The organism is Paraburkholderia ginsengisoli NBRC 100965 (assembly GCF_000739735.1).
Classification (GTDB): domain Bacteria; phylum Pseudomonadota; class Gammaproteobacteria; order Burkholderiales; family Burkholderiaceae; genus Paraburkholderia; species Paraburkholderia ginsengisoli.
This window is the reverse complement of the sequence record NZ_BBJF01000004.1, coordinates 394,487-419,854: the sequence shown is the minus strand read 5'-3', so window position 1 is coordinate 419,854 and position 25,368 is coordinate 394,487. Positions and strand designations below refer to the sequence as shown.

The 25,368-nt window shown below is 61.1% G+C and carries 23 protein-coding genes and 1 pseudogene; 10 read left to right on the top strand and 14 right to left on the bottom strand.

All coding sequences use genetic code 11. From position 1 onward, the window contains the following. The first annotated feature begins 109 nt into the window (after nucleotides 1–109). The 3 genes from BGI01S_RS05975 to BGI01S_RS05965 all read left to right on the top strand — a co-directional run bounded on the left by BGI01S_RS05975 (nucleotide 110) and on the right by BGI01S_RS05965 (nucleotide 3,274). Nucleotides 110–751, top strand: a complete 642-nt coding sequence (locus BGI01S_RS05975; RefSeq protein WP_042323251.1) for a hypothetical protein — start codon at nucleotides 110–112, stop codon at nucleotides 749–751. Between the two features lie 534 nt (nucleotides 752–1,285). After that, nucleotides 1,286–1,966: a PspA/IM30 family protein gene (locus BGI01S_RS05970; RefSeq protein ID WP_042323248.1), complete on the top strand. Its 681-nt coding sequence runs from the start codon at nucleotides 1,286–1,288 to the stop codon at nucleotides 1,964–1,966. Between the two features lie 114 nt (nucleotides 1,967–2,080). After that, on the top strand, nucleotides 2,081–3,274 hold the full coding sequence (locus BGI01S_RS05965; RefSeq protein ID WP_042323246.1) for a tetratricopeptide repeat protein: 1,194 nt from the start codon (nucleotides 2,081–2,083) through the stop codon (nucleotides 3,272–3,274). A gap of 188 nt (nucleotides 3,275–3,462) precedes the next feature. Here the strand turns inward: BGI01S_RS05965 and BGI01S_RS05960 are convergent, their stop codons facing one another. Continuing rightward, on the bottom strand, nucleotides 3,463–4,152 hold the full coding sequence (locus BGI01S_RS05960) for a TetR family transcriptional regulator (RefSeq protein ID WP_042323244.1): 690 nt from the start codon (nucleotides 4,150–4,152) through the stop codon (nucleotides 3,463–3,465). A 169-nt stretch (nucleotides 4,153–4,321) separates the two neighbouring features. Here BGI01S_RS05960 and BGI01S_RS05955 point away from each other — a divergent pair, with 169 nt between their 5' ends. The 3 genes from BGI01S_RS05955 to BGI01S_RS05945 all read left to right on the top strand — a co-directional run bounded on the left by BGI01S_RS05955 (nucleotide 4,322) and on the right by BGI01S_RS05945 (nucleotide 8,718). Continuing rightward, nucleotides 4,322–5,812 carry a flavin-containing monooxygenase gene (locus BGI01S_RS05955; RefSeq protein WP_042323242.1) on the top strand — a complete coding sequence of 497 codons (1,491 nt, stop codon included), beginning with the start codon at nucleotides 4,322–4,324 and terminating at the stop codon, nucleotides 5,810–5,812. Between the two features lie 83 nt (nucleotides 5,813–5,895). Further along, nucleotides 5,896–6,888 (top strand): alpha/beta fold hydrolase, encoded by a 993-nt coding sequence (locus BGI01S_RS05950; RefSeq protein WP_042323240.1) that lies wholly within the window; start codon nucleotides 5,896–5,898, stop codon nucleotides 6,886–6,888. Nucleotides 6,889–7,314: 426 nt separating this feature from the next. Beyond that, complete coding sequence (locus BGI01S_RS05945; protein ID WP_042323239.1) at nucleotides 7,315–8,718, top strand: methyl-accepting chemotaxis protein; 1,404 nt, start codon at nucleotides 7,315–7,317, stop codon at nucleotides 8,716–8,718. Nucleotides 8,719–8,788: 70 nt separating this feature from the next. On the opposite strand, the gene BGI01S_RS05940 is transcribed toward BGI01S_RS05945, so the two are convergent. From BGI01S_RS05940 to BGI01S_RS05925, 4 genes are all read right to left on the bottom strand, one after another. Beyond that, a complete protein-coding gene (locus BGI01S_RS05940; RefSeq protein WP_042323236.1) occupies nucleotides 8,789–9,607 on the bottom strand; it encodes an ABC transporter permease subunit in 819 nt (272 codons plus the stop codon). Then, entirely contained in the window at nucleotides 9,604–10,536 is a 933-nt protein-coding gene (locus BGI01S_RS05935) for an ABC transporter permease subunit (protein WP_042323234.1), read from the bottom strand. The genes BGI01S_RS05940 and BGI01S_RS05935 overlap by 4 nt, the downstream gene beginning before the upstream one ends. Continuing rightward, nucleotides 10,533–11,714, bottom strand: coding sequence for an ABC transporter ATP-binding protein (locus BGI01S_RS05930; protein WP_042323232.1), 1,182 nt, complete (start codon nucleotides 11,712–11,714; stop codon nucleotides 10,533–10,535). Before BGI01S_RS05930 ends, BGI01S_RS05935 begins: the two co-directional genes overlap by 4 nt. 91 nt (nucleotides 11,715–11,805) lie before the next feature. Next, nucleotides 11,806–12,906: a polyamine ABC transporter substrate-binding protein gene (locus BGI01S_RS05925; RefSeq protein WP_042323230.1), complete on the bottom strand. Its 1,101-nt coding sequence runs from the start codon at nucleotides 12,904–12,906 to the stop codon at nucleotides 11,806–11,808. A gap of 621 nt (nucleotides 12,907–13,527) precedes the next feature. Here BGI01S_RS05925 and BGI01S_RS05920 point away from each other — a divergent pair. After that, on the top strand, nucleotides 13,528–14,832 hold the full coding sequence (locus tag BGI01S_RS05920; protein WP_042323228.1) for an Nramp family divalent metal transporter: 1,305 nt from the start codon (nucleotides 13,528–13,530) through the stop codon (nucleotides 14,830–14,832). Nucleotides 14,833–15,030: 198 nt separating this feature from the next. Then, nucleotides 15,031–15,234 carry a DUF1289 domain-containing protein gene (locus BGI01S_RS05915; protein ID WP_042323226.1) on the top strand — a complete coding sequence of 68 codons (204 nt, stop codon included), beginning with the start codon at nucleotides 15,031–15,033 and terminating at the stop codon, nucleotides 15,232–15,234. 145 nt (nucleotides 15,235–15,379) lie between these two features. Here the strand turns inward: BGI01S_RS05915 and BGI01S_RS05910 are convergent. The 3 genes and pseudogenes from BGI01S_RS05910 to BGI01S_RS30090 all read right to left on the bottom strand — a co-directional run bounded on the left by BGI01S_RS05910 (nucleotide 15,380) and on the right by BGI01S_RS30090 (nucleotide 17,527). Further along, nucleotides 15,380–15,929 (bottom strand): annotated as a pseudogene (locus tag BGI01S_RS05910) (OmpW/AlkL family protein). A 181-nt stretch (nucleotides 15,930–16,110) separates the two neighbouring features. Next, complete coding sequence (locus tag BGI01S_RS05905; protein ID WP_042323224.1) at nucleotides 16,111–17,301, bottom strand: NAD(P)H-dependent flavin oxidoreductase; 1,191 nt, start codon at nucleotides 17,299–17,301, stop codon at nucleotides 16,111–16,113. Between the two features lie 64 nt (nucleotides 17,302–17,365). Then, on the bottom strand, nucleotides 17,366–17,527 hold the full coding sequence (locus BGI01S_RS30090) for a hypothetical protein (RefSeq protein ID WP_157004125.1): 162 nt from the start codon (nucleotides 17,525–17,527) through the stop codon (nucleotides 17,366–17,368). A 193-nt stretch (nucleotides 17,528–17,720) separates the two neighbouring features. On the opposite strand from BGI01S_RS30090, the gene BGI01S_RS05895 reads away from it, so the two are divergent. After that, on the top strand, nucleotides 17,721–18,722 hold the full coding sequence (locus tag BGI01S_RS05895; protein WP_042323220.1) for an integrase: 1,002 nt from the start codon (nucleotides 17,721–17,723) through the stop codon (nucleotides 18,720–18,722). On the opposite strand, the gene BGI01S_RS05890 is transcribed toward BGI01S_RS05895, so the two are convergent. Further along, nucleotides 18,706–19,449 (bottom strand): hypothetical protein, encoded by a 744-nt coding sequence (locus BGI01S_RS05890; protein WP_052400425.1) that lies wholly within the window; start codon nucleotides 19,447–19,449, stop codon nucleotides 18,706–18,708. The genes BGI01S_RS05895 and BGI01S_RS05890 overlap by 17 nt on opposite strands. 572 nt (nucleotides 19,450–20,021) lie before the next feature. Between BGI01S_RS05890 and BGI01S_RS29420 the strand changes: the two genes are divergently transcribed. Continuing rightward, nucleotides 20,022–20,504, top strand: coding sequence for a Rha family transcriptional regulator (locus tag BGI01S_RS29420; protein WP_198488108.1), 483 nt, complete (start codon nucleotides 20,022–20,024; stop codon nucleotides 20,502–20,504). Here BGI01S_RS29420 and BGI01S_RS30495 read toward each other — a convergent pair. The 5 genes from BGI01S_RS30495 to BGI01S_RS05860 all read right to left on the bottom strand — a co-directional run bounded on the left by BGI01S_RS30495 (nucleotide 20,439) and on the right by BGI01S_RS05860 (nucleotide 25,362). Continuing rightward, nucleotides 20,439–21,251, bottom strand: a complete 813-nt coding sequence (locus tag BGI01S_RS30495) for a hypothetical protein (protein WP_042323219.1) — start codon at nucleotides 21,249–21,251, stop codon at nucleotides 20,439–20,441. The two genes, BGI01S_RS29420 and BGI01S_RS30495, sit on opposite strands and share 66 nt — an antisense overlap. 824 nt (nucleotides 21,252–22,075) lie before the next feature. Beyond that, entirely contained in the window at nucleotides 22,076–22,267 is a 192-nt protein-coding gene (locus BGI01S_RS30970; RefSeq protein WP_232624351.1) for an HNH endonuclease, read from the bottom strand. Nucleotides 22,268–24,636: 2,369 nt separating this feature from the next. Next, a complete protein-coding gene (locus tag BGI01S_RS30085) occupies nucleotides 24,637–24,807 on the bottom strand; it encodes a hypothetical protein (protein WP_157004124.1) in 171 nt (56 codons plus the stop codon). Nucleotides 24,808–24,888: 81 nt separating this feature from the next. Continuing rightward, nucleotides 24,889–25,092 (bottom strand): hypothetical protein, encoded by a 204-nt coding sequence (locus tag BGI01S_RS30080; RefSeq protein WP_157004123.1) that lies wholly within the window; start codon nucleotides 25,090–25,092, stop codon nucleotides 24,889–24,891. Between the two features lie 72 nt (nucleotides 25,093–25,164). Continuing rightward, nucleotides 25,165–25,362: an Ig-like domain-containing protein gene (locus BGI01S_RS05860; protein ID WP_042323211.1), complete on the bottom strand. Its 198-nt coding sequence runs from the start codon at nucleotides 25,360–25,362 to the stop codon at nucleotides 25,165–25,167. Nucleotides 25,363–25,368 lie beyond the last annotated feature (6 nt).

The window sequence follows — 25,368 nt, the reverse complement described above, 5'->3', positions numbered from 1 at the left end:
GCAACTCGTCATATGATGGACTCGGCGCGCGCGACGACATCGCCGCACGCGAGCCGCGTATGCCCGATAACGCCTTGACCGCCCATGCCAACAAGTATGCGAGCCGACCATGAACAAGCCCAGCGAGCGCATCGTCGTATTCGTGACCACCGCGCAGAAGCGCGCGATCACTGCCACCGCCGAGAATCTGGGCATTAGCGTCAGCGAACTGATGCGCCGTGCGGTGTTGAGCTTCGGCGCGACCAGCGAGCAGGTGAAAGCGGCGAGCATCGTCGACCGCTTGCGCGCACCCCGCGCACCCGACGCGCTCAACGCGGCGCTGCAGCGTGTGGCGCGCGGTACGCGGCACGCGCGAGCGGCCTTGCCGCCGGCGTTGCAAACACTCCCGGACGATGTGCCTCCCGAGACTGCTGCCGCTCCGGCAACGAACTCGACGGATTCACCAGGGCTCGAGCGTGCGGCACCTGCGGCGGACCCATTGCCCCGCGCCACGGCCGCTCAATCTGCGCCGCTCTTGCCGGCTGGCCTCGCCGCCGCGCTCGCCGCCGAAGTCGATCTGGAAGCCGCTGCCACCGCCGATGCGGTCGCACGCGTCGCGGCTGCGAAAGCGGCGGCCGATGAAGATTCGCCTCCGCAAGCCGAGACCGAAGCGCCATTGCGCAACGTGCTCAAGCGCCCGCGCCTCGACAGCTCGCGCAATGACGACGAACCGAGCAGCGACCCGAGCACCGAAGGCGGCCGCTTCGCATAACGATAATGGGCGCGCATTCGGCAGGTCGCGAATGGGTCGTTGCATATCGTTACATTAAAGCGAGTCAAATGAGTGAGCTTTCGATACTGCAAGCTTGAGCCTTAATCGCGATCTGTTCAAAACAGAAAAGCGCCTCACGTATGCGCTATTCGCGTCATTGAACCTCGTGTGCGATCCGCTGCTGAACCCCTTGCGCCGCGCGCCACCATCACACTCGCCGGCCCGCTTCGCGGGTCATTGCCGCATCCCGATCGGGCAATGGCGCATTGCGTCCTTCAAGCCGTTTTTAAGAAGGCTCGTGGTGTAACATTCGCGGTCAAGCCGATCACGCCTTGCGCGATTTAACCTTTGCGACTGTCCGCCATTCAAACTTTAAACCGGTCAATTTACGGTCTCGCTATTGCAATTCGCGAGCGCGCCCCGAACTCCGGTCCGAACGCTGCGCAGCATCGCGCGCAGCGGCGTAAAGTAGCAGTGAAAAGCAGTTAAGCGCGCGGGATTATTCAGCGCCAACACCATTCTCTGGAGGTTTTCATGTCGCTTTTTGACAGCATTTCGCGCACGCTCAAAGGTCTCCTGAACGATGCGGCCGACTCCGTGCAGGATCCGTCGCGCGACTCGCGCCAGATCGTGCGCGAACTCGACGAGAGCATCGGCAAAGCCGAGAACTCGCTGATCGAGATTCAGGCGCAAGTGGCCACGCAGCAAAGCAAGCGCGATGTTGCCGCGGACAAGGCGAAGAAGTACGAAGACGGCGCGAAGCGCGCGCTGCAATCCGGCGACGAAGCGCTCGCGCGTGAAGCGCTCGGCGCGCAAGCCACGGCCGAAGCCGAACGCGATGCGTTGTCGAAGGAACTGACCACGCTCGAGCCGTCGGTGGCGCAACTGAAGAGCCAGATCGAAGACATGCGCACCCGCCGCAACGACCTGAACGCGCGCTCGAACATCCTGCAGGCGAAGCAGCAGATCGCCGAGGCCAAAGACGTTGCGGCGACCGCGTTGGGCGGTATCGGCGGCAAGAACCTGTCCGAAGATTTCCAGAAGATGGAAGACAAGGTGGCGTTGGCGAATGCCCGCTCGGACGCCCGCCTGAATTCCGCCGACGTGAAGAGCGGCAAGGCGCTCGACGACAAACTCGCGGACCTGAACCGCGGCCCGTCCGTCGAAGACCGTCTGGAAGCATTGAAGAAGCAGCTCAACACGCCGGCCCAGTAATTGCGCCGGCAGTACATACCGGCGACCACAGACGGACACCGGTATGCCGGCCGCTCATCCGCGCGGCCACTGGAAACGACTGAAGGAGACGGGCGCCCCGCGCCCGGCCCGCAAATGAAAAAATTTCTCGCAACTGCGTTCGCTTCGTTGCTGCTGGTATCGGCCGCGGCGTTTGCGGTGCCGACAGTGCAGCAGATCGAATCCGCGATGTCGCAAGGCAACTGGCAGCAGGCCGACGACGGTCTGAGCGAAGTGCTGCAGGCGCATCCGAACAACGCGCGCGCGCACTATCTGTACAGCCAGGTGCTCGATCGCGAAGGCCGCTATGCGGACGCGCTCGCCCAGTTGCAACAGGCCAAGACGCTCGACCCGCAAATCCGCTTCACCGACCCGACCCGCTTCGCGCAAACCGAATTGCGCATCCGCCGGGACGCTGAACGTGCAGGCGGCAACACCACCAGCCGCGCCGCGAATCCGTTCGTGCAGCAGAATGCGCCTGCTGTGCAGCAACAGTCGGCGCCGCAGCCGCAAGCGCAACAACATGGCCCGGGGGTCGGTATGTGGATCGGCATCATCGTATTGATTGGCGTGATTGCATTCGTGCTGCGCTGGACGTTGCGCCGCGCCCGCACACAAGACGACACGCGCGCCGACGGCGATCGTCGCGAGCAACTCAAGCGCGCGACCGACATGCTCAACGCGGTGCGTTCGCTGAAGCTCGACGTGAAGCTCTCCACCGCGCCAGGTCATGAGGCGCTGGAGAAAGAAGTCGAGGCGGCCGAAGACCAGTTGCGCGGTGTCGTCGAGGGCTTGTCGAACGGCAAGAATCCGCTGCCGCCGTATCAGCTCGACGAACTCGAACAGCGTCTCGCCAGCCTGCGCGCGCGGGCCGACGGGCGGCCCGATCCGGCGGCGGCCGCCGCGGCGAACAATAGCCAGCAGTCGCCGTATGCGCGCGAGGCCGAGCGTTTCGGCACTCCGCCGCAAGCGCCCTATCCGCCGCAGCAAGGACCGTATCAGCAACAGCCGCCTGTCGTCGTGCAGCAAGGCGGCGGTTTCGGTGGCGGTATGGGCGGTCTGCTGACCGGCGTGCTGCTCGGCGAAGCGCTGAACTCCGGACGCGAGCGTGTCGTGGAGCGCGACGTGATCGTCGACGACGAAGGGCGGCGCCGCGGCAACGACGGCGGCAATGGCGGCAATGGCGGCGGTCTCGACTTTGGCCAGGGCTCGAACGACTGGAGCGATAACAGCGGCGGCGGTGTCGACATGGGCAGCAACGACGACTCCGGCGGCTGGACCGATACCTGAACCGCGTATGCCAATGCCACCGCGCGACCCGACACAGCGCCGATGAGCGCGAGTCGCGGCGGCAAACCCACAAACGTCAACAAAAACAGGCTCCTCTGCACGGAGCCTGTTTTTTTGTCGACTCAATTCGTCGACGCGTTTTGACCCACTCACATCACGCAACGAGACATCGACTCGCGCGACGTCGATCACGCCCGCCTCGCCGCCTGCCCTCCCCCCGCCTCGTGCTGCGCGAGCAGCACCGCCCCCGCAAACAGCCTGAGCACGAAGCGTTCCGCGTAATCGATCAACGCAGCGCGGCGCACGTCGTCCGCGTCGATGTATTCGGCCGACAGATGAAACAGTTGCAGCACAGTCTGCGTGCAGACTTCATCGACGATCGCGCGCGTCAGCGCCGGCACCAACGCGAGTTGCACGACGTCGTCCGCCATTTCCGCCGACACCTCGTGCAGATTCGCGCGCACCGCCTCGCGCAGCGCCGGCGACGTGCCGTGATACTCGGCCAGCGCGCTCAGGAACGCATCGCGGTTGTCCAGCGTGAAAGCAAAGAACGCGATGCACGCGCGACGCGGCACGCTATGCGGCTCGTCATGCGCGGCGACTTGCATCGCGTGCCGCAGCATCGGCCGCAAGCGCCGGCTCACCGATTCGATGACCTCGCGCGCGAGTTCGTCGAGCGTGTCGAAATGACGATAGAACGTGTTGGGATTGAGCCCGGCCTCGCGCGCGAGTTCGCGCAACCCCAAGGTCGCGAAACTGCGGCCGCCCGCGGTCAGGCTCAGCGCGGCTTCGATCAGTTTGCGCTTGCCAGCCGGCAAGTCCTGCGCGGCCGTCGGAGTGGGGACGGCGACGGCCGCCGTTTCGGGTAAGGATTTCATGAGGTTTCAATCACGGCGCGTTGCGAGCGTTTTATAGCAGCACTCTAACGATCTTGACGCGATGTGTACAGTTGTCTACTCTGCGCCTGAAGCAGCAGTACACAAGCAGTAGACAACTGTCGCCCCCTCGGCCTCGCGCCGGGCGTTTGTTCGATGCCGGAGACCCATCGTGACGCCTGCCACTTCTGCACCCGCCGCCGCGCCACGCATCGCGATTATCGGCAGCGGTTTTTCGGGCATCGGCATGGCGGTCCGTCTGCAGCAGTCGGGCATCACGTCGTTCACGATCTACGAGGCCGCCGCCGACATCGGCGGTACGTGGCGCGACAACACCTATCCCGGCGCGGCCTGCGATGTGCCATCGCATCTCTATTCGTTTTCGTTCGAGCCGAATCCGGCGTGGTTGCGTTCGTTCGGCGGTCAGGCGGAAATCCTCGCGTACCTCAAACATTGCGCGCGCAAGTACGGCGTCGAACGTTACGTGCGTTGCAACGCGCGCGTGGCCGCGGCGCGTTTCGATGAAGCGCGCCAGGTATGGCGCGTCGAGATCGACGCGAACGGCACGCGAGAATATATCGAGGCCGACGTGGTGATCGCCGCGAGCGGCCCGCTGTCGCGCCCGGCACTGCCGCGGATCGCCGGACTCGAACGTTTCGAAGGCAAGCTGTTTCATTCGGCGCGCTGGGACCACACGTATCCGTTCGAAGGCAAACGCGTCGCGGTCATCGGCACCGGTGCGAGCGCGATCCAGTTCGTGCCGCAAATCCAGCCGCGCGTCGCGCAACTCGATCTGTTCCAGCGCACCGCGCCGTGGATCATGCCGAAGCCCGACAAGCCGGTCGCTCCGGGCGCCCGCTGGCTGTTCCTCCATCTGCCGCTCACGCAGCGTCTCATGCGCACCGCGATCTACTGGCAGCTCGAATCGCGCGCGCTCGGTTTCGTCGTGAACCCGAAGCTGATGACGCTGCCGATGAAGCTGAGCCGCCGCTACCTCGAACGCAGCGTGACGGACCCGGCATTGCGCGCGAAGCTCACGCCCAGCTACCAACTCGGCTGCAAGCGCGTGCTGCTGTCGAGCGACTACTATCGCGCGGTCAGCCAGCCCAATGTCGACGTCGTGACGGTCGGCATCCGCGAAATCGTCGCCGACGGCATCGTCACCGACGACGGCGTGCAGCGGCACGCGGATGCAATCATCTGCGGCACGGGCTTTCAGGTCAACGACGTCGGCGCGCCGTTCGAAGTGCTTGGCATCGGTGGCGCGGACCTCGGCGCGATGTGGTTGCACGATGGCCCCGAGGCCTACCTCGGCGTCAGCGTCGCGAACTTCCCGAACTTCTTCATGCTCGCCGGCCCGAACACCTTGCTCGCCCACAACTCGATGATCTACATGATCGAGTCGCAAGTGCAATACATCGACGATTGCCTGCGCGTACTGCGCGAACAGAACGCGCGCACGATGAATCTGCGCGCCGACGTGCAGCACGATTTCAACGCCCGCCTGCAGAAGGCGATGCAGCACTCCGTGTGGGTTACCGGTTGCCGTAGCTTTTATCAAACGAGGCGCGGCAAAGTGACCGCGTTGTGGCCCGGCTTCACCTTCAGTTTTCGCCGACGCACACGGCGGGCACGGCCGGGCGATTATCGCTTCGTGCGTTGAGGACGCTCGCTACGGGTGCCGCTTCGGCCCGGCCTTGAGCCGAACATAAATAGACCTAAGCAAACGAAACGGGAGACAAAAATATGGCGGGTATCGACTCGAACAACACGCGCTCATCCACCGCCGCGCTGCCGCCACGCTCGATCGTCGCACGCCTCGGCATCAGCAGCGTGGCGCGCGACGATCTGCGGCGCCGCTATTCGCTCGGCGGCTCGAAGTTCGTGAAGATCATGGGCGCCGACGTGCATTACGTCGACCAAGGCCAGGGCGGCACGATCGTGATGCTCCACGGGTTCGCGTCGTCACTGCATACGTGGAATCGCGTCGCCGACGAGCTCAGCCGGAGCCACCGCGTGATCCGCCTCGACCTGCCGCCGTTCGGAGTGACCGGGCCGCTGCGTTCGACGAGCGGTGCGATCGAAACGATGAACCTGCCGACCTACCGGCGCTTCATCGACACCTTCCTGCAGGCGCTCGGCATCGGGCGGGCGAGCTTCATCGGCAACTCGCTCGGCGGGCTGATCGCGTGGGACTACGCGGTGCGCCATCGCGGGGCCGTCGAACGGCTGGTGTTGATCGACTCGGCCGGCTTTCCGATGAAGCTGCCCATTTACATCGGCCTGTTCAACAGCGCGCTGGTGCGGGCCAGTTCCCGATGGTGGCTGCCCGAGGCGATCGTCAAAAGTGCGGTGCGCAACGTGTACGGCGATTCGCGCAGGATCGACGCGGCGACGCTGCGGCGCTATGTCGAATTCTTCCAGGGCGAAGGCACGCGCACGGCGATCGGCAAGATGGTGCCCACGCTCGATTTCCGCGAAGTCGATCCCGACGCGCTGAAGACACTCGACGTGCCCGCGCTGGTGCTATGGGGTGCGAAGGATCGCTGGATACCGCCCGAACACGCGGCCGAGTTTGCGAGCCGCATTCCGGCCGCGAAGTCGGTGACGTATGCAGAACTGGGCCACATTCCGATGGAAGAAGCACCCGAGCGCGTGCTGGTCGATCTGCGCGCGTTTCTCGGCACATCCGCGACGGATGCGCAGGTTGAAGAAGACCAGCGCCGCGCGCAGGTCTGAGCCTGGCATCGTCGCCGTCTCGCTTCGCTGATGCTGGCGCGGCAGAGCGTGGCCGCGTGTGGCCGCGTTTTCCCGCCGGTTCACTGACCCGGCGCTGCACCGCCTCACCCTTACCCGCCGCCGAGCAAACGCAACAGCCCCCACAGAAACTTTGCGAGCATCACGAGCAGTTCCCACAAATGATAGAGCTGCTCCCAGCCCGAAACGCGCGCGAAAGACTCGATCATGGTTGCCGCTAAGGAAGGGAAAGGCTGCCAGACGCAGTTCGACCGCACATCATACCGACTGCGGGATACCCCGTATCAAGTCGGCTGAAAGTGCGCCGTAAACGCATGGAGAAGACGCTGCGTCCGCGCCGGACGATAGTGCCGCCCATCGCCAGCCTCCGCACCACCCGCACCCACCGCGCCATCAAGGAGACGACCCATGACGCGTTTCAGCTTTCGCCGAGCGGCCCGTTCCAATACGGTCGTCGGCGACATTGCCGCGCAAGCCGGCAAACTGGGCATCGAGATCTGCGACGTCTCGGGCCACGTCGAGGAAGTCGCCGCGCGCGTGCAGCGTCAGGCGCAAGTCTGCCGCGCGCTACGCGAGTCCGCCGCGCACACGCTCGCGGGCAATCATCGCATCGCCGCGGCCGCGCGCGAAATGCGCAGCGTGTCGGCCAACGCCGCGACCGGCGTCGAGCAGTCGCAGCAGACGCTCGAAGCGTCGCTCGCCGATATCCACGGGCTGGTCGAAGGCGTGACGGTGATCGAAAGCCAGATCGGCGCGCTGCGCAGCGCACTCGCGCACGTGAGCCGCGTGTCCGAGGAAATCTCGCTGATCGCCCGCCAGACGCATCTTCTCGCGCTGAACGCGGCGATCGAAGCGGCGCGCGCCGGCGACTCGGGCCGCAGCTTCGCGGTGGTGGCCGCCGAGGTGAAGAACCTGTCGGCGAAAACCGCACAGGCTACCGGGCAGATCGAGACGACGCTCGCGCAACTCACGCAGCAGACCGAACAGTTGATCAACGAAGGCTCGGTGAACACCGCGCGTGCGCATCGGGTGCGCGAAGGCACACGCAAGATCGGCGACGTCGTGCATGCGACCGGCGACGCGATCGCGCACCTGAACAACGAGGCCGGCCAGATCGCCGCGTTGACCGGCGAAATCGAAACGCAGTGCGACGGGCTCGAAGCGCAGGTGCTGGAAATGGCGAGCGGTGTCGAAGATTCGAGCGAAAACTTTGCGCAGGCGAAGGACCGACTGGGCAATCTGCTCGGCGTCTCCGAGACGCTGATCGAGCTGACCGCAGCGACCGGCGTCGAGACCACCGACACGCGTTTCATCGAAGCGGTGCAGCAGGCCGCCGCGACGGTGAGCAAGCTGTTCGAAACGGCGGTGGCGCGCGGCGACATATCGCTCGACGATCTGTTCGACCAGCGCTACGTGCCGGTGGCGGGCAGCAACCCGCCGCAGTTCGTGACGCGCTTCACCGCGTTCACCGACCGCGTGCTGCCCGCGATTCAGGAGCCGCTGCTCGAACTCGATCCACGCGTCGCGTTCTGCGCGGCAGTCGATACGCGAGGCTATCTGCCGACCCACAACCTGAAGTTCTCGCAACCGCCGCGCGACGACGTCGTGTGGAATATGGCGAACTGCCGCAACCGGCGCATGTTCGACGATCGCACCGGCATCGCGGCGGCGTCGCACACCAAGAAGTTTCTGTTGCAGACCTACCGCCGCGATATGGGCGGCGGCCAGTTCGTGCTGATGAAGGATGCGTCCGCGCCGGTGTTCGTTGGCGGACGCCATTGGGGCGGCGTGCGGATCGGCTACAAAGTTTGAACGCGCACGGCCCGCGTTCCTGCGCGGCTGCACTGAAGCCGAAGGTGCGCCGCGCGAACGGCGCACCCGCCTACACCGCCATCACCGCGCGCTTGCGCTCGGCGCGCTGCATGAAGTAGTTGGCCGCCACCACGCCGACCGTCACGATCGCGATGAACAGCGTCGCGAGCGCATTCATTTCGGGGTTCAAGCCGAGCCGCACGCGCGAGAACACCACCAGCGGCAGCGTCGTCGAACCGGGCCCGGACAGGAATGCCGACAGCACCAGATCGTCGATCGACAACGTGAACGACAGCAGCCAGCCGGACACGAGCGCCTGCGAAATCAGCGGCAACGTGATGAAGAAAAACACGCGCAGCGGCGTCGCGCCGAGATCGAGCGCGGCCTCTTCGAGCGACGGGTGCAACTCCTTCACACGCGACTGCACGATGATCGCCACATACGAAATGCACAGCATCACGTGGCCGATCCAGATCGTCAACACCCCGCGCTCGGCCGGCCAGCCGATCCAGCGCGCCATTTCGATGAACAGCAGCAGCAACGAGATGCCCTGAATCACCTCGGGGATCACCAGCGGCGCGTTGATCATGCCGGTATATAGCGTGAAGCCGCGAAAGCGGCCCATCCGCGCGAGCACGAACCCCGCCCAGGTGCCGATGATCACCGACGCGAACGCCGTCAGCAACGCGATCCGCAACGACAGCCACGCCGCCGTGATCAGTTCGTCGTCACGCAGCAGCGCCGCGTACCAGCGTGTCGAAAAGCGCGTCCACACCGTGACCAGTTGCGATTCGTTGAACGAATACACGACCAGACTCACGATCGGGATGTACAGGAACAGAAAGCCGATCCCCAACGCAATGCACTGCAAAATCCGGTTCGGCTTCATGAACGCCTCTCCTCCATCGCCTTGGCTTGAGCTCGCTGAAAGAGCGCCATCGGCACCAGCAGCAGCAACACCATCGCGCACGTCACCGCGGAGGCCATCGGCCAGTCGGCGTTATCGAAGAACTCATTCCACATCACGCGGCCGATCATCAGCGTGTTGGCGCCACCGAGCAATTCGGGGATCACGTACTCGCCCACGGCCGGAATGAACACCAGCAGGCAGCCGGCGATGATGCCGTTTTTCGACAGCGGCAACGTGATCTGCCAGAACGCCTTCCACGGTTTCGCGCCGAGGTCGTACGCGGCTTCGAGCAGGGTCAGGTCCATCTTCACCAGATGCGCGTAGAGCGGCATCACGAGAAACGGCAGGTACGAATACACCATGCCGATATAGACGGCGGTGTTCGTGTGATACAGCTCGATCGGCGAATGGATGATGCCGATCGACATCAGGAAGTTGTTCAGCAGCCCGTTGTTCTTCAGGATACCGATCCATGCGTACACGCGAATCAGGAACGACGTCCAGAACGGCAGCATCACGGCCATCATCAGCAGATTGCGGGTGGCCGGATTCGAGCGCGCGATGTAGTACGCCATCGGATAGCCGATCAGCAGACACAGCACGGTCGAGATCGCGGCGATCACCACCGAACTCACATAGGTCGCGAAATAGAGGCTGTCGGTGAACAGAAACGCGTAATGCGACAGGTCGAGCGTGATGTGAATCGCGCCTTCAGCGAAATTCACCAGCTGCGTGTACGGCGGAATGCCGAGCTGCGAATCGGCGAAGCTGATCTTCACGACCAGCAGGAACGGCACGAGGAAAAACAGCAGCAGCCAGACGAACGGCCCGGCCACCACCGCGCTGCGGCCGCTCAGATTGAAGCGCCGCACCGGCCAGTTGACGAAGGCATCGAGCGCGCGCTTCATGACGTCAGCACCACGCCGGCCGACGCGCTCCAGCGCACGTACACTTCGTCACCCCAGGTGGGCGGATCGATCTCGGTGAGCGCAAGGCTCGTCACGTTCGCGATCACCGTCTTGCCGCCGTCGAGCTTCACGTGATACAGCGAATAGCCGCCCATGTACGCGATATTCGTGACGACGCCCTTGCCCCAGTTGTACGCGCCTTCGGGCGGCTTGCGCGTCAGCGCGATGCGCTCGGGCCGCACCGAAATCGTCACCGGCATGCCGAGCGGCCCGGTGATGCCGTGGCTCACGTACAGACGGCACGGCAGGTCGGGCGTTTCGATGAACACGTAGTCGGGTTCGTCTTCGACCGTGCGGCCTTCGAACAGATTGGTCGAACCGATGAACTCCGCCGAAAAGCGGCTGTTCGGATACTCGTACACTTCATGCGGCGTGCCGAGCTGGACGATCTGGCCTTCGCTCATGACCGCGAGCCGGTCGGCCATCGTCATCGCTTCTTCCTGATCGTGCGTGACCATCATGCAGGTCACGCCGACCTGGTCGAGAATGTTGACCAGTTCGATCTGCGTGCGCTGGCGGATCTGCTTGTCGAGCGCGGACATCGGCTCGTCGAGCAGCAGCAGCTTGGGCCGCTTGACGAGCGAACGCGCGAGCGCCACGCGCTGCTGCTGCCCGCCCGACAGCTGATGCGGCTTGCGCTTCGCGAAGCGGCCCATCTGCACGAGATCGAGCGCGGTCTGCACGCGCTCTTTCAGTTCGGCCTTCGGCACGCCTTCCTGCTTCAGACCGAAGGCGACGTTCGCCTCCACGGTCATGTGCGGAAAGAGCGCATACGACTGGAACATCATGTTGACCGGCCGGCGATACGGCGGCAATTGCGCGAGGTCCTCGCCGTCGATCAGGATCTTGCCCGAGGTCACGGTTTCGAGCCCGGCCATCATGCGCAGCAAGGTCGACTTGCCGCAGCCGGAACTGCCGAGCAGCGCGAACAGCTCGCCCTTCTTCACCGACAGGTTCACGCCTTTGACCGCGACGGTCTCGCCGAACTTCTTCACGACGTCGACGATCTGGATGAATTGGTCGGCGGCCTCGCCCGCGCCGCCGCCCGTAACGGCGTTCAGGCCCGCGGACGGCGCGCCCGCCCCGGCCAGCGCGCCCGACTGGTCACTACTTATCATGATGCTGCTTCACTCCGGCGTTTGACGAACAAAGCCCCCGGTGGACACCGAGGGCTTCATGATGATGCTACCCGTTCACTGTTGCCGCGGGTCAGCGGCCGGACTTGAATTCAGTCCACAGCCGCGTTTGCAGCCGCTGGATTTCCTGCGGCAGCGGCTTGAGCAGGAACAGGGACTTGATGACTTCAGGCGGCGGATACACGGCCGGGTCGTTCGCCACGTCCTTGTCCACGTACTTGCGCGCTTCGAGGTTCGCGCTCGGATAGTAGACGGCGTTGGTGATCGCGGCGTGCACCTGCGGTGTCTCGATGTAGTTGATCCATTCGAGCGCGGCTTCCTTGTGCTTGGCGTCCTTCGGAATCGCCATCACGTCGAACCACACCGGCGCGCCGCCCTTCGGAATGAAGTACTCGATCTTGTACGGCTTCTTCGCTTCGGCCGCGCGATGCTTGGCGATCACGACGTCGCCCGACCAGCCGTACGCGAAGCACACGTCGCCGCCGACCAGGTCGTTGATATAGCCCGACGAGTTGAACTGCGTGATGTACGGGCGGATCTTCTTCATCATCTCGAGCGCGGCGCGGTAGTCGGCCGGGTTCGTGCTCATCGGATCCTTGCCCATGTAGTGCAGCGCGGCGGCGAACATCTGGTCCGGCGCGTCGAGCACGGACACGCCGCAAGCCTTCAGCTTCGAAATGTTTTCCGGCTTGAACAGGATGTCCCAGCTATCGAGCGGCGTGGTCTTGCCGAGAATCTGCTGGACCTTGGTGACGTTGTAGCCAAGGCCGGTCGTGCCGTAGGCCCACGGCACCGTGTACTTGTTGCCCGGATCGGCGCCGGCCACGAGCGCCATCAGCGAGGGGTCGAGGTACTTGAGGTTCGGCAGCTTCGATTTGTCGAGCGGCTCGAAGATGTTCGCGGCGATCTGCTTGCCGGCGTAGTTGCTGGTCGGCACGACGATGTCGTAGCCGGAATTGCCGGTGAGGAGCTTGGCCTGCAGCGTGTCGTCGCTGTCGTAGTTGTCGTACTTGACCTGGACGCCGCTCTGCCTGGTGAAGTTCGGAATGGTGTCCTTGGCGATGTAATCAGACCAGTTATACACGTTCAACTGCGTGTCTTTCGCAGCGGCCGTCAACCACGGCGTCGCGCACAAGATCAGCGCCGCCACTTGCCCCACTACCCGTCTTTTCATCCCGTTCTCCGCTCCTGGCCCGCTCACGCCGACCGTCGTCACCCACGCCGCGGCATCGCGCGCACGGCTCCCCTGAAAACCCCGAAAACTACCATCAATTATTGCGCGCTCCAAAAAAAACGCCGGGCTGTCGCGCAAACGGTACAGCGTGGGCCGCACCGCTGGAAAATGGCCGCAATTTTAGCGGGTTATCGGCGCGTGTCTACCCGAAAAAAAGGAGCCGTGGCGGGCCGGGTGTTATCGGGTTGTCAGGTTGGCGCGATGGGGGCTTCGTGGGGGCGGTTGGGCGTGCTGCAGGCGTGTGGCGGACGTGTGCTCGGGGTGCGTGCGCCCTGCGCTTATCGGCCCGTGCGCCAACGTGTTTCGGGCCGTATGCCGGACTTGCGGGAAGGCGGCCAGTGGCCGCTCTCGCCGCCTGGCGTCCCGCTCTCGCGACCGGCAGCGCAGGCGCCGATCGGACCGCGCCGCGCAGCGCCCGACGGTGCACAATAGCGGCAGGACGACCGGCAAACCGCGCGCAATCTGCGCGCCTCACCCGCCCTGTCTCCCCGCCCCATGCGCTGCGCTATGCGCGTTGGGCACGTGGCTTGCGAAAGGATGCAGTCTCGAACCCAGGCATCGATGAACACCAATCCATTCGCTTTACGTCCCAATCGCCGCCGGCGTCTGCCAGGCGACGGGTCGCCACGTCCAGCTCACTGGTTCTCCTTTGTCGGCGCCGGTGCGCTGATCGCGGTCGGCTATATCGACCCCGGCAACTGGGCGACCGCGCTCGGTGCCGGCGCGGGCTACGGCTACCGCCTGCTCGGCGTGGTGCTGCTCGCGAGCGTGATGGCGATGCTGCTGCAATGGCTGTCGTCGCGTCTGGGCGTCGTCACCGGGCGCGATCTCGCGCAGGTATGCCGCGAGCGCACCGGCCGGCGCGGCACCCTGTTCCTTTGGCTAACCAGTGAAGTCGCGATCATCGCGTGCGACGTCGCCGAGGTGGTCGGCAGCGCCGTCGCGTTGCAATTACTGCTCGGCGTGTCGTTGACGGTCGGCGTGCTGATGTCGGCGGTGTGCACGTTTGCGCTGCTCGCGCTCCAGCAGAAAGGCGGCCGCAAGCTCGAAGCCGTGATCGCCGCGCTGATCGGCTTCGTCGGCCTGTGCTTCGTGGTGCAACTGGCGCTGGCGCGGCCCGACTGGCACGCCGCGCTGGCAGGCGCCGCGCCGAGCGTCGAACTGCTGAGAAATGCCGGCATGGTGTGGTTGGCGGCGGGCATCGTCGGCGCGACGGTGATGCCGCACAACCTCTATCTGCACTCGGCGCTCGTCAAGCACCATGCGCCGGAAGGCAGCGACGCGCAGATCAAGGCCGCGCTGCAGGTCGTCAACATCGATACGTTCGCGTCGCTGGCGTTTGCCTTCGTGATCAACGCGGCCCTGCTGATCGTAGCCGCCGCGGTGTTCTACGTCAGCGGCCATCGCGACGTGACCGATCTCGCCGACGCCCACCGGCTGATCGCGCCGCTCGTCGGCACCCACTGGGCCAGCATCCTGTTCGCGGCTGCGCTGCTCGCGTGCGGCCTGAGCGCGACCGTCACGGGGACGCTGGCCGGCCAGGCGGTAATGGAAGGCTTTCTGCAGATCCGCCTGCCGCGCTGGAAACGCGCGCTGCTGACCCGCGCACTGGCGATCGGTCCGGCGCTGTTCGCGGTCGCGCTGTTCGGTCAGCACGGCTCCAACCAGTTGCTGGTGGCGAGCCAGGTGGTGCTGAGCCTGCAATTGCCACTCGCGGTCGTGCCGCTGATCCGCTATACGTCGGACGCGGGCCTGATGCGCGGCTGGCGCGTGCGCGGCGTGCCGCTCGCGCTGGCGTGGTTGTCCGCGGCGTTCATCGTCCTGCTCAACGGCGCGTTGCTGTGGCAGCTCGCGTTCGGCGGATGATGTGATTCTTGTGCGGCATTGGCGGCACGCGACGCTCATCAAGGGGTCGGTGTAAGTAGCTTCTGCGCGCGGATGCGTTCAGACCCAGGCATAGGTCGCCGGGATGGGCAACGCCCGGCCGCATTGCTGCCACGACGAGCCGCATAGCGCGCATCGGTTAACATAGCGGAACTTCGCTTCTCCGCCCCAAGGTTTCCGATGTCTTCGAATCTCCACGATCTTCCCGACAGCCCGTGCATCGGCGTGTGCTCCACGCTCTTCGACGATGTTTGCAAAGGCTGCGGCCGCACCGCGACCGAAGTGTCCAACTGGGTGTTCCTGAGCGACGAGGAAAAGCGCGCGGTGTGGGTGCGCATCGAGCAGGAAGGGACGGCCATGCGCTTTCGGAACGACAAGCTGTAGTCCTTTAGCGTGCACCTCGCGCGCATGGTGTCGGGCATGCGTGCAGCGCTGGCAAAACGCTGCGACCATAAAAAAACGCCGGGATCACGCCCGGCGTTTTCTTTTACAAAAGCGCAAACCACATGCGGTGAGCGCCCCGCCGCAATCAGAACTTCATACCGACGCCCAGACCGACGATCACCGGATCGATGCTCAACCGGCCGAGCGACTGACCGCCAAGCGACGCGTCCGTATGCATCCAGATCTTCTTGACGTCCGCGTTCACGAACAGCGACTTGGTGACCTGCACGTCGATGCCTGCCTGCAACGCCGGGCCGAAACTATGATTGCGGATCGAGATAGGCTGACCGCCCGCGCTCAGGCCGTTGTTGTAGAACAGCGTGTAGTTGAAACCGGCGCCCAGATACGGACGAATGCGCCCCGCGTGGTTGAAGTGATATTGCAGCAGCAGCGTAGGCGGCAAGACATTCACGCCGCCCAGACCGCCGGCTCGACGTCACCTGATGGCGCGACGTGCCGAGAATCAGCTCGATGCCGAGCTCGTCGCGGATCATGTAGGTCAGATCCAGCTCAGGGACGATGGCGTTGTTGACGCCCACGTTGAGCGCCGTCAGCGTCTGGCTGGTGCTCACGTTCGGGATGATGCTGATGGCGCGCAAACGCACCAGCACATCGCCAGCGTGGATGCCGCTCATCGTGTCTTCGGTGGCGGCCTGCGCCTGCGGCGCGAAAACTGCCGCGCACAGCAGGCTCGCGGCAACAGCGGCGGCCTTGATCTTCTTCGTGAGCGAGTACTTCATGTGCTTCCCCGTGTGATGGATGTTGATGTCATGCGAGGATTGTCGAAGTTACGATCAGGCCGCGCGTTGACCCGCATCAACCCAGCGAGAAGGACCAACGCCCTGCGACGGCCGGTCGCGCCGCGCCGGTCAACAGCAGTTCGATCAGATCGTGCACGCTGCGAATCGCCGTGCCGAACGGCAACGCTTCGCGACCGCGGAAGAACAGCCCGTTCGCGACGTCGCCGCGCAGTGCCGCGGCAAGCCGCGTGTCGATACAGAAGTGGCCGAACTTCTCGATGCCGTCGCGCCAGCCGCACGCGTTCAGACATTCGAGCGCAGTGGGACACGCGTGCTTGAGCGCGCCGACTTTCTCGCGGATTTTCGTTTCGTGACGCAGATAGCGCATCAGCCACGGCGTCTTCACCGCACGCGCGGGCAACCCCGTCACGCTGATGAATTCGACGATGTCGTCGGGCGTCGCTTCGGCCAGCACGCGCTTGAAGTTCGGATGCGCGTCGCCTTCTTCGGTGACGGCGAACGGCGTGCCGAGCTGCACGCCGCTCGCGCCCGCGTCCAGGAGGTTGCGCACGGCCGCGTGACTGTTGATGCCGCCCGCGACGATCAACGGCACGTCCTGGTGTTTCAGGCCGAGCGACGCGAACACGGTGTCGAGTTCCTCGAGCACGCGCAGGAAGTCGAAGCGCCGGTCCTGCATGTCGGCGAGATTGCCGACCCCCAGATGACCGCCCGCATGGGCCGGATGCTCGATCACGACCGCGTCGGGCAAGCGGCCCTTTTTCATCCACTTTTTGAGCACGAGCGCGACGCCGCGGCTATCCGACAAGATCGGTATCAGCGCGATGTCGTGCGCCTGGGTCATCTCAGGCAAATCGAGCGGCAGACCCGCGCCCATCACGATCGCGTCGGCGCCGCTCTCGCAGGCCACACGCACGTAGTCCGCCTGCGCGCTGACCGCTTTCATCACGTTCACGGCGATCATGCCGCGACCCTCGCTGAGCGCTTTGGCCGCGCGGATTTCACGCCCGAGCGCGGTGAGGTTCGCCTGTTCGAGCGTGGCCGTATCGGGCGATTGGCGGCACAGTTCCACCAGGTCGCGATGATGATGACGCAGGTCGATACTGGCGATGGTGCCAAGCGCCCCTTCACGGGCGACGCTGCCGGCCAGCCGGTGGGCCGAGATGCCGACACCCATGCCGCCTTGCACGATCGGCAGCAGCGAGCGGCCGCGGATCACCAGCGGTGGGAACGAATGAGAGTGGAGCATGACTGGGCCGATGACGAATTATCAAACCATTGATCATCGACTGTCGGGCGCGGACTGCCTTGCGTCAGGTCAATGCAGCGGCGAATGCACGCGACGTGCGCAGTGATTGATTGATGCCGGTCATCTGAAGCGGATACTCGATGCGATACGAGACGATACGCCGCACGCGCAATGAAAAAAGCCCGCTTCGGAGAAGCGGGCTTTGGCGATGCTGCGGGATGCGCATGGCGCGTGCTGCGCGTGGATAGCGCTTATTGCACGCCCTGGCTCAACAGGAAGTCTTCATAGTTGCCACCGAAGTCGTTCAGCGTGCCATTGGTCTTCACTTCGATGATCCGATTGGCGAGGCCGCTCACGAACTCGCGGTCGTGCGACAGGCACCCAATTCCTGATATCCCTCAACTACTTGGGTATCAGATATGGCAAGCATCGTCCAACGTGGGTACAAGTGGCAGGTAAAAATACGTGTCAAGGGTCAACCGATCCGGTCTAAGACCTTCGATACCAGAGAAGCAGCAGAGCAATGGGCGGCGAAGCAAACCAGCGCAACAGGACCGAACTCAGCTCCATCAAGGATGGTACGCGAGGCCAAACCAAAGCCGCCCGCGCCAACGCTCGGAGACTTGTTTGAGCGCTATATAAAGACCCCTCTACCCGGTCGACGGAATGCCGAGTGGGAGCGCAGTATCTGTCGCCGCTTTCTCCGCAAAGAAAGGAAGCTGTGTTCAATCCCCGCAGCGAAGCTCGATAAGCCCCATCTGGTCGAATGGCGAGACCGCCGTATCGGGGAGGCCGCAAGCTCTACCGTGGTAAGAGAATTGGACGCTATATCAGCCGTGTACAGACTTGCCATGGATGAGTGGGGCCTTGGCCTAACCGTCAACCCGACAAAGGGATTGCGTCGTCCCAAACTGCCTCTCCCCCGCGACGTTCGGCTCCTGGCCGGTGATGACGAACGGCTCATTGAAAAAGCTATTGAATTCAACCGGGAGATAGCTCCAGCCATCATCCTTGCAATCGAGACGGCAATGCGCCAAGGCGAGATAGCCAAGCTCAGGTGGGAACACATTGACATAGAGGCCCGAACCGCCCTACTACCGATGACCAAAAACGGGACGGCGCGCAAGGTGCCCTTATCAACGCGTGCGCTTGAAGCTCTAACTTGGTGCCCACCTCCTCACAGAGGCCGGGTGTTCAAGCTCACGCAATCAGCCATGCAATACGCGTTCCGCCAAGTTCGCCAACAATGCGACCTGGGTAACCTTCGCTTTCACGATCTAAGGCACGAAGCCGCAAGCCGCTTGTTTGAGAAGGGCTTAAACGTAATCGAAGTTGCCACAATCACGGGACACAAAAACCTTAAGCACCTTCAGCGCTACACCCATTTACGGGCCGAGGACTTGGCTAAGAAGTTGGGCTAACTCCTAGACGGGCGGCAAGCTCCGGCCAGTTCTTAGCGGACATGATTCTCTCTTGGAGAACATTTTTGGATCGGGCCGGGGCGATAACTTCGCCCTTATCGTTCCTGCGCTCCTCGTAGAAGCCGGGAATATGGATGCTGTCCCACATGTCCTTATTAGCCAGTTCCCAAACGAACGCCCTAGAATCGGTGAGTGCGGGGCCAACATCAATCGGAGACTGCTTACCTGTAACCGGATCGTGTACGGACGCTCCTCGCACGTTGTAGCCGTTTGGCCCCTTGAGGTTTGCGTACACCTTCTTACCGTCCTTGCTCCTACGGTGGAACACTTCAACGATAAACGGCTTACTCAAAAGCAACACCATGTGCGAAGCCGAGCCTCCATACGCCGCGTTCATCATCGTAAAGAGCTTAAAGAAGTTAGCGCGGTCGCTAAAACTCAACGTCTCCTGCACGGTAACGCGGTGCGGCATCAGCGTACCGTCATCCAACTTATGCGGCTGGTGGTTCGGGCCGGACAGTTCAAACACAAGGTCTACCTTGTCAACGAGGACCAACTCGCCTTCCCTGTTCTCCTCGTCATGCTTGCCAATCTCAAAGTAACCAACGAGGCGCGCATAGGCGAGGCCAGCGGCGGGCGGAATGTATCCATCTTGAACTGACGGCGCGCGCATATCCGGCATACCTTGGATGCCTTTAAGAATATACGACCACAGGTATTCGTCCATTGTGCTACCTCCGCATTGCAAAGTGAGGAGCTAGGGGACGCGCTACAGGGCCACAGCGAGGGCGATGCGTCCAGTAATTACGGCGGGGATTCTACCCACTGCGCCCCCTTGTGGAGGCTATGTCACAGTTTGAGATTCACGGGCTAACCCTGCCCGCTGCGCCTCAATAGCTCGGCGTGTCTCCCCTTGTGGTTCGGGGTCGGGCAACCTACTGCCGCGCACAATCAGAATGCCCATGATACCCGGCGTTATGAAGATCGTAAGTGCGAGCCAATGAGATACGATGAAATTTGCCATGATGCTCCCGCTACGCGCCAAGTGACCAAATCAGAAGCGCACCCATCAGCAGTACCTGCATAGCCAATAACACTATATAAATGTCGATCTCTAATATCTTGCGAAAATAAGCTCCAGGACGTTGCATATCTACTCCCGTAGACCCGAAAGAACGTGTCTCCCTAACTAACGCGTCCTTAGTGTCTACCGGAATTCAACGGAAGCAAATCGGACATATGTCCTACCGATGGTCCTAGGACCAACTTGCTGAGCGCGGCGTAATTGTCCAACCACCAATGGTGGATGAACAGGAAGGAGACGCGCCACGACACGATCGAGCGCCTTGTTGCGCGTGGCGTGATCGAATCTCCTGCATTGCAGGAAATCCCCACCGCGACGAAACCGCCACGATGAGTAGCCGCGAGATTGCGGAACTACTGCGACGCGGGCCGGATGACGCGCCACGACATGACAGCGTTATGCGGACCATTGAGCGCCTTGGTACGCGCGGTGTAATCACACTTCCACCAATGGTGGAAGTCTCAAATCCCGGCCCCGGCCCGAAGACTATCTCGGTCTATCGCGTAAACAAGCGCGACAGCTACGTGATCGTCGCGCAGCTATCACCCGAATTCACGGCCCGCCTCGTGGACCGCTGGCAGGAGCTTGAGGCCAAACAGCTAGCGACTCCTCAGCTAACCCGTAACGCTACTCTAATCGAAATTACGTTCTCCGCCTCGGTCAATCCCCGTATCGGCTGTCTCGAACATGTCCGCTAGTGCGTCCTCACCCGCTCTTTGTTGAGTTGCGCATTGTTCCTCAGCATACCGTCTAGCCCCCGCCGCATAATCCGCTTGTGCAATCAATTCACGGATAGCGGATTGGTCTTGCTTAGATACGGATTGCTCCAGCCAAGTCCAGAGTGAAACTAGCTTTCCTCCCGTCTTAACACGGTAGCGACTACCAAGCACCTGGACCGTACGGGACTCTCCCCGATACGTTACAACCCGGTTAGCGGCTACGACTACCTTATGCACGCCCTCGCCAAAGGAAAGTATCCGCTCGTCCTTCTCCGTATCCGGCAGACCGGCAAGAATCAGCTTTCGCATTTTCGTTAGCGTGGTATCGGTTGTAGCCGGGGCATACCCGTGTTGCTTGAGTAACGTATGCATCGGACCAAGTTGGTACGACTCCAAATCCTTGTACCAAACCTGTTTATCGACAACTTCCCCGGCGACTCCAATAGCCTGTAGAGCGACCGGCAAAAGGTAGTCATGCCTAGCCTGAACAGAGAGCGAATCCACCGCATCCCGGTTAGCCAAGTAGGCCCGCAAAAGCTGTTCGGGTACCTTGTATGCCCCCTCAAACGAGGCCAGCATGTAGGTGCGTTTAAGTGCCCGTGGATCATACTTAGGTTTCCTACCGTATTGCGCCTCGTAGCGGCGGACCTGCTCATTGGCAAACCTGACCAACTCGTCATGCATCTGCCGTAGACCGGCGTCATACCATTCTTGGCGGCTCGTCATCCCGTACCCTGTTCACTACGTTCATTCTCTCTATTATAGAAAATAGTAGGAAAGTAGTCAGTACCGTCCATCAAAATCCTATAAAACCCAATACCATAGGGCGTTACAGCCGATTTTATGCGCGACCGTACCTGACTACCGCTCACAGGTTTCAAAACCTGTACCCCACAGGGCGAGACCTCCCGAAATCCTCCGTACCGAACCATACCCGAACCTCACGTTTCTACGCCGTAATTTCTATCTTATCAATCCAGAATGATTTGCCCTCCGTTCCGCTAACCATTAATTCAGTAAATTTGAGCATGTCGCCTAACAATGCCTTATTAGCTGGCTGACTTGAATTACCCTTCATAGCATCTTCCTTAATTTAACAAACCGCTTAGATCGATCTTGTTCTTAATGAGCCTATATGGCCTATCTTTCATCCTCATATACTGATTACACTCATAAAACCAATCGGCAGTATTCTTAGCATCTTTCCTGCTAGTGAATACCTGAGAGTTCAGTAATGAGCTATCACATTTAATTTTCCATCTAATTAATCTCACTGTACTAATCCTTGGTCTGTTAATCTTGGCCTGCTAGATACAGCTAACTATCTAATATTAAGGATATTAAATTAACCTCACTAATATTGGCCTGCTAGGTATATCTAACTATCCAGATTAAGGATACTAGATTAAGGAGTTAATCCTTGATCTATAAGATATACACGATAGCTCGTATATAACGTGGTCTATACGACTCAATACAATACTCGTATATCTCGGTCCACTCGGGACTACCGTCCCTCATGGCCCTCGCTCGTATTAACCGGCCCGTTATTACCAGCCACCATCTAACGGCATACCATCTGGTCCGAATGCACGTTTAACCTTAAAGCCTCTATCTCTATTGGTCTTATCCACATGACACGGATTACACAGGTATTGCAAATTGGTATCATCATTAGAGCCGCCTTGTTCCAGTGGCTTAACGTGGTCTACAACACCTCGTAACTCTACGTGCTTACACATACAACAAGTCCATTGATCCCGCTCACGAATACGGTCTCGTATCTTTCCCCAAGCGTGGCCGCTAAGGTCATCAATACGTGGAGCGTTAGTACTAGCAAGCCTAGCTCGTTGTTTGATAGTTAATCGCTTGGTGGTAGAGCTACCGGCATTAGTCCCTACACAGTAAGGACAACGCCACTCCATACCCTCAGGTTTCCATTGTGGATGCTTAGAGCATTCGCTCATGCTAACTCCTTATAAATTTATACTCCGACCTTAACGTTATAAAAACACTTGATCAAAGCATGAGAAGGACTGTAGATTGCCCGTTATTTAAGCAAGTTCGTTAATCGTTGTGATATACCAACAGATTCGTTAGGCTTAGCTAGCGGTGGTCGGAAAAGATAGGGTTACCGGGGGGATATGCGAATTGCAGACGCTAATTCCCTCAGCGCCGACAGGTTCACTCCACGTCAACGAAGCACTCAATAATTAAACTTTTTCTAGAGCAAAACGGGCCGCAAAGCCTTAATGGGTAAGGATTCGTCCTTAAAATCTATAGTGCAAAACATGCACTTATTTGCCCCCGGTACGGGGACCATTGGGGACCAACAGCTACGGCTTGATACGCTCCGCTATTCCGTCTAATAGGTCAGCTTGGTCGGCTAGGTCCGTCTCGAAGGCTTCCCGGTGATGCTCCGGCATATCCTCCGGCCTGATCCCGTGAGCGGTTAGGAATGCGGCAAGGCCTGGAATCAAAATGCGGCCTGTGGCGTAATCTGCCCCGTGTAGCGCTAACAGTTTGTCCGCTTCAGTGGTCCGCTTAACCTTGACGCCTGCGGCCTCGCTACGCTTAACCGATAGACGATCAATACCTAGATCGTTACGTAGCCTGCGGACCATCGTATTAACGCTATCCACGGCTACCCATTCGGGGCTACGCTTAGCCGTCCCCGCTGCGGACATTACCGTTACCGGGGCGGTCTTAGCCTCTCGCTGTGCTCTGCGTAGAAGCGACTCCGCGTCGATAAGCTCGCCAATCCGTGGGTCGTCCCGGCGTAGAGCCGGGTTCAACAACAGAATTTCATGTACTCGGTCCAACTTGCTCTTACGTGCCATATGATTAACCTCCTGATAGGCTCAGCCCGAGCAAGCGCTCAAGCGTAGTGCGCCTATGCTCCCGGTGCGCGGGGCTAAGGTCGCGTGGGTCTAACTGCATCAGTAACCGGGACTCACTTCGAGCAGCCAAGAAGCGCTTACGGCTCTCAAGCCAGTCCTCAACGGGCAGTGACAGCCGGTACTTGATGCTAGGGTTAGTTGCTACGGGAACAACGACAATCTCGTTTAGGAGCGTGCCCGGTTCATACATTAGTATTTGGTCCCTAGGTATCTCCGCCTCTAGTACCACAGGCTCACGCCAGTCCTCGTCCATATCAGGCACGGAGTGGTAGCACGCAATGTCTCTATTCAGGCTCCAACTCATGCCGGTTGCTGCGCTCTCCCATGCTGAGATACCGCGCGTTCCCCGGTATGCCTTAACGGTATCCCCGAGGCTGGCGGGCAATGGAAAGGCCGCGTACCGGAACATGCTGATAACGGCAGACAGTCCGCCCGCGACTTCGATCAACGTACCGTGTTGCCTAATCCAGAAGTCGCGCAGCAAGTACCTAAACGCAACGCGCGGGGCCTTTACGCGGTACATTTGGTATCGCCGGGCCTCTGTGAAGTACTCACGGGCGGCTTGTAGACGGCTCATTACGTATCCGTGTGGCTTGCCTCGGGCATGCGCTGCCCGCGCACCCGCCATAGCCCATTTTCCGGCCTTGATTAGCGCTTGGGCGGCGGACAAGTTAAAGCCGTTGCGCATTTCCAGTGTGTCCACCATGCGGCCAAGCATTTGGTCGAATGTGACCGCGTTCCTGCCATCGGCACAGGCTCCCCAATCGGGACCTAGACAAGCATCGTGAATCTCAACCCGCAATTCATTATTCGAGAGCGGCACCTTGCGCGTATGGCCTTGCCTGGAGAACGGGAGACCAAGCGCACGGGTAAGGCGGCTAAGGTGTCGGCGCTGCGCATGATAATCCTTGAGGTACGAACTCATTCCGCGTCCTCGGCGATATGGGTACAGACCAACTCACCAATACACGCAACGGGCACGCCAAGCCGTTTCGTAAGGTCCACAAGGCCCGCATAGACGTTAGGGTGAACGCCTACGGTAAAGCGTCGCGTGAGGTTCCCACCTGAGAGGCGGAATTCCGGTTTTCTAGCCCACGCAACGTGGCACGCTTTACGGCGAAATGCTGTACCAACGGGTAGGCCCATGCGCTTTGCCTCATTGTGCAGGTTCACCAATGCGTCCCGCGAGAGCATGAAGTGGGAGTCTGCATTCATTCCGGACAGTCCTCCATCTGGCGGCTAATTAGGCGGTACTTGGCCTGTGCAATCAGTTGATCGTTACGAGCAATCTCCGCGCGGAGATTGGTGTTACATGCCTCTGCGGCGGACAGGATGCGGTTAAGTGCCTCGTCCGAGCAGCTAGCATCAATAATGAATTCCATCTTAGTTATCCTTAATAATATTTAGGCGTATGGTCCGCCCGTTAATTGTCGATTACAGCTTGTACTTAGGTTCGCGGCGGCTTAAAGCCCAACCAGCGCTAGAATCTCAGACCGCAACGCCGATTTGCGCTCCTCGCTTGGGCGGTTAAACAATACTTCTTGCCAAATGGCCCCGGCCCGATACCCTACGCTGGCTGCGGCCTGTTCCTTGGTTTGGCGCGGCGGTGCAACACGCGTGTGCATTTTCGTAATATCCGGTACCGATGGGATAAATAGTTTGCTCATACTTTGTATTCCTTAATGTTATTGGAGAGGCGGTAGCACCCCTCCGTGTCTCACTTGATTTCTAGCGATGCGTTACAGAACGGGCCACGCTGTGAGGTACGTAATGAACTCGTCTCCCCGCATATTGCGCACTACCGGATTTCCTTGTACATCCTTGACCGTGATAGTTACGCTCATCGTCCCCTGACCGTCTGCCGTTCGGAACGCGTAGAACATCTCCTCATGCGTCATGTTTGCGGCGTCGGTCTTACCAAGTTCAAAATAGTCCATATACCC

Bases quoted from the DNA above. Each gene is read 5' to 3' on its own strand.
- BGI01S_RS05915 (WP_042323226.1), top strand. From the start codon at position 15,031: ATGTCTTCGAATCTCCACGATCTTCCCGACAGCCCGTGCATCGGCGTG.
- BGI01S_RS30085 (WP_157004124.1), bottom strand. From the start codon at position 24,807: ATGGAATTCATTATTGATGCTAGCTGCTCGGACGAGGCACTTAACCGC.
- BGI01S_RS05950 (WP_042323240.1), top strand. From the start codon at position 5,896: ATGGCGGGTATCGACTCGAACAACACGCGCTCATCCACCGCCGCGCTG.
- BGI01S_RS05935 (WP_042323234.1), bottom strand. From the start codon at position 10,536: ATGAAGCGCGCGCTCGATGCCTTCGTCAACTGGCCGGTGCGGCGCTTC.
- BGI01S_RS29420 (WP_198488108.1), top strand. From the start codon at position 20,022: ATGGTGGATGAACAGGAAGGAGACGCGCCACGACACGATCGAGCGCCT.
- BGI01S_RS05860 (WP_042323211.1), bottom strand. From the start codon at position 25,362: ATGGACTATTTTGAACTTGGTAAGACCGACGCCGCAAACATGACGCAT.
- BGI01S_RS05970 (WP_042323248.1), top strand. From the start codon at position 1,286: ATGTCGCTTTTTGACAGCATTTCGCGCACGCTCAAAGGTCTCCTGAAC.
- BGI01S_RS05975 (WP_042323251.1), top strand. From the start codon at position 110: ATGAACAAGCCCAGCGAGCGCATCGTCGTATTCGTGACCACCGCGCAG.
- BGI01S_RS30970 (WP_232624351.1), bottom strand. From the start codon at position 22,267: ATGTGTAAGCACGTAGAGTTACGAGGTGTTGTAGACCACGTTAAGCCA.
- BGI01S_RS30090 (WP_157004125.1), bottom strand. From the start codon at position 17,527: ATGCGCATCCCGCAGCATCGCCAAAGCCCGCTTCTCCGAAGCGGGCTT.
- BGI01S_RS05925 (WP_042323230.1), bottom strand. From the start codon at position 12,906: ATGAAAAGACGGGTAGTGGGGCAAGTGGCGGCGCTGATCTTGTGCGCG.
- BGI01S_RS05945 (WP_042323239.1), top strand. From the start codon at position 7,315: ATGACGCGTTTCAGCTTTCGCCGAGCGGCCCGTTCCAATACGGTCGTC.
- BGI01S_RS05895 (WP_042323220.1), top strand. From the start codon at position 17,721: ATGGCAAGCATCGTCCAACGTGGGTACAAGTGGCAGGTAAAAATACGT.
- BGI01S_RS30080 (WP_157004123.1), bottom strand. From the start codon at position 25,092: ATGAGCAAACTATTTATCCCATCGGTACCGGATATTACGAAAATGCAC.
- BGI01S_RS05905 (WP_042323224.1), bottom strand. From the start codon at position 17,301: ATGCTCCACTCTCATTCGTTCCCACCGCTGGTGATCCGCGGCCGCTCG.
- BGI01S_RS30495 (WP_042323219.1), bottom strand. From the start codon at position 21,251: ATGACGAGCCGCCAAGAATGGTATGACGCCGGTCTACGGCAGATGCAT.
- BGI01S_RS05965 (WP_042323246.1), top strand. From the start codon at position 2,081: ATGAAAAAATTTCTCGCAACTGCGTTCGCTTCGTTGCTGCTGGTATCG.
- BGI01S_RS05960 (WP_042323244.1), bottom strand. From the start codon at position 4,152: ATGAAATCCTTACCCGAAACGGCGGCCGTCGCCGTCCCCACTCCGACG.
- BGI01S_RS05940 (WP_042323236.1), bottom strand. From the start codon at position 9,607: ATGAAGCCGAACCGGATTTTGCAGTGCATTGCGTTGGGGATCGGCTTT.
- BGI01S_RS05930 (WP_042323232.1), bottom strand. From the start codon at position 11,714: ATGATAAGTAGTGACCAGTCGGGCGCGCTGGCCGGGGCGGGCGCGCCG.
- BGI01S_RS05890 (WP_052400425.1), bottom strand. From the start codon at position 19,449: ATGGACGAATACCTGTGGTCGTATATTCTTAAAGGCATCCAAGGTATG.
- BGI01S_RS05920 (WP_042323228.1), top strand. From the start codon at position 13,528: ATGAACACCAATCCATTCGCTTTACGTCCCAATCGCCGCCGGCGTCTG.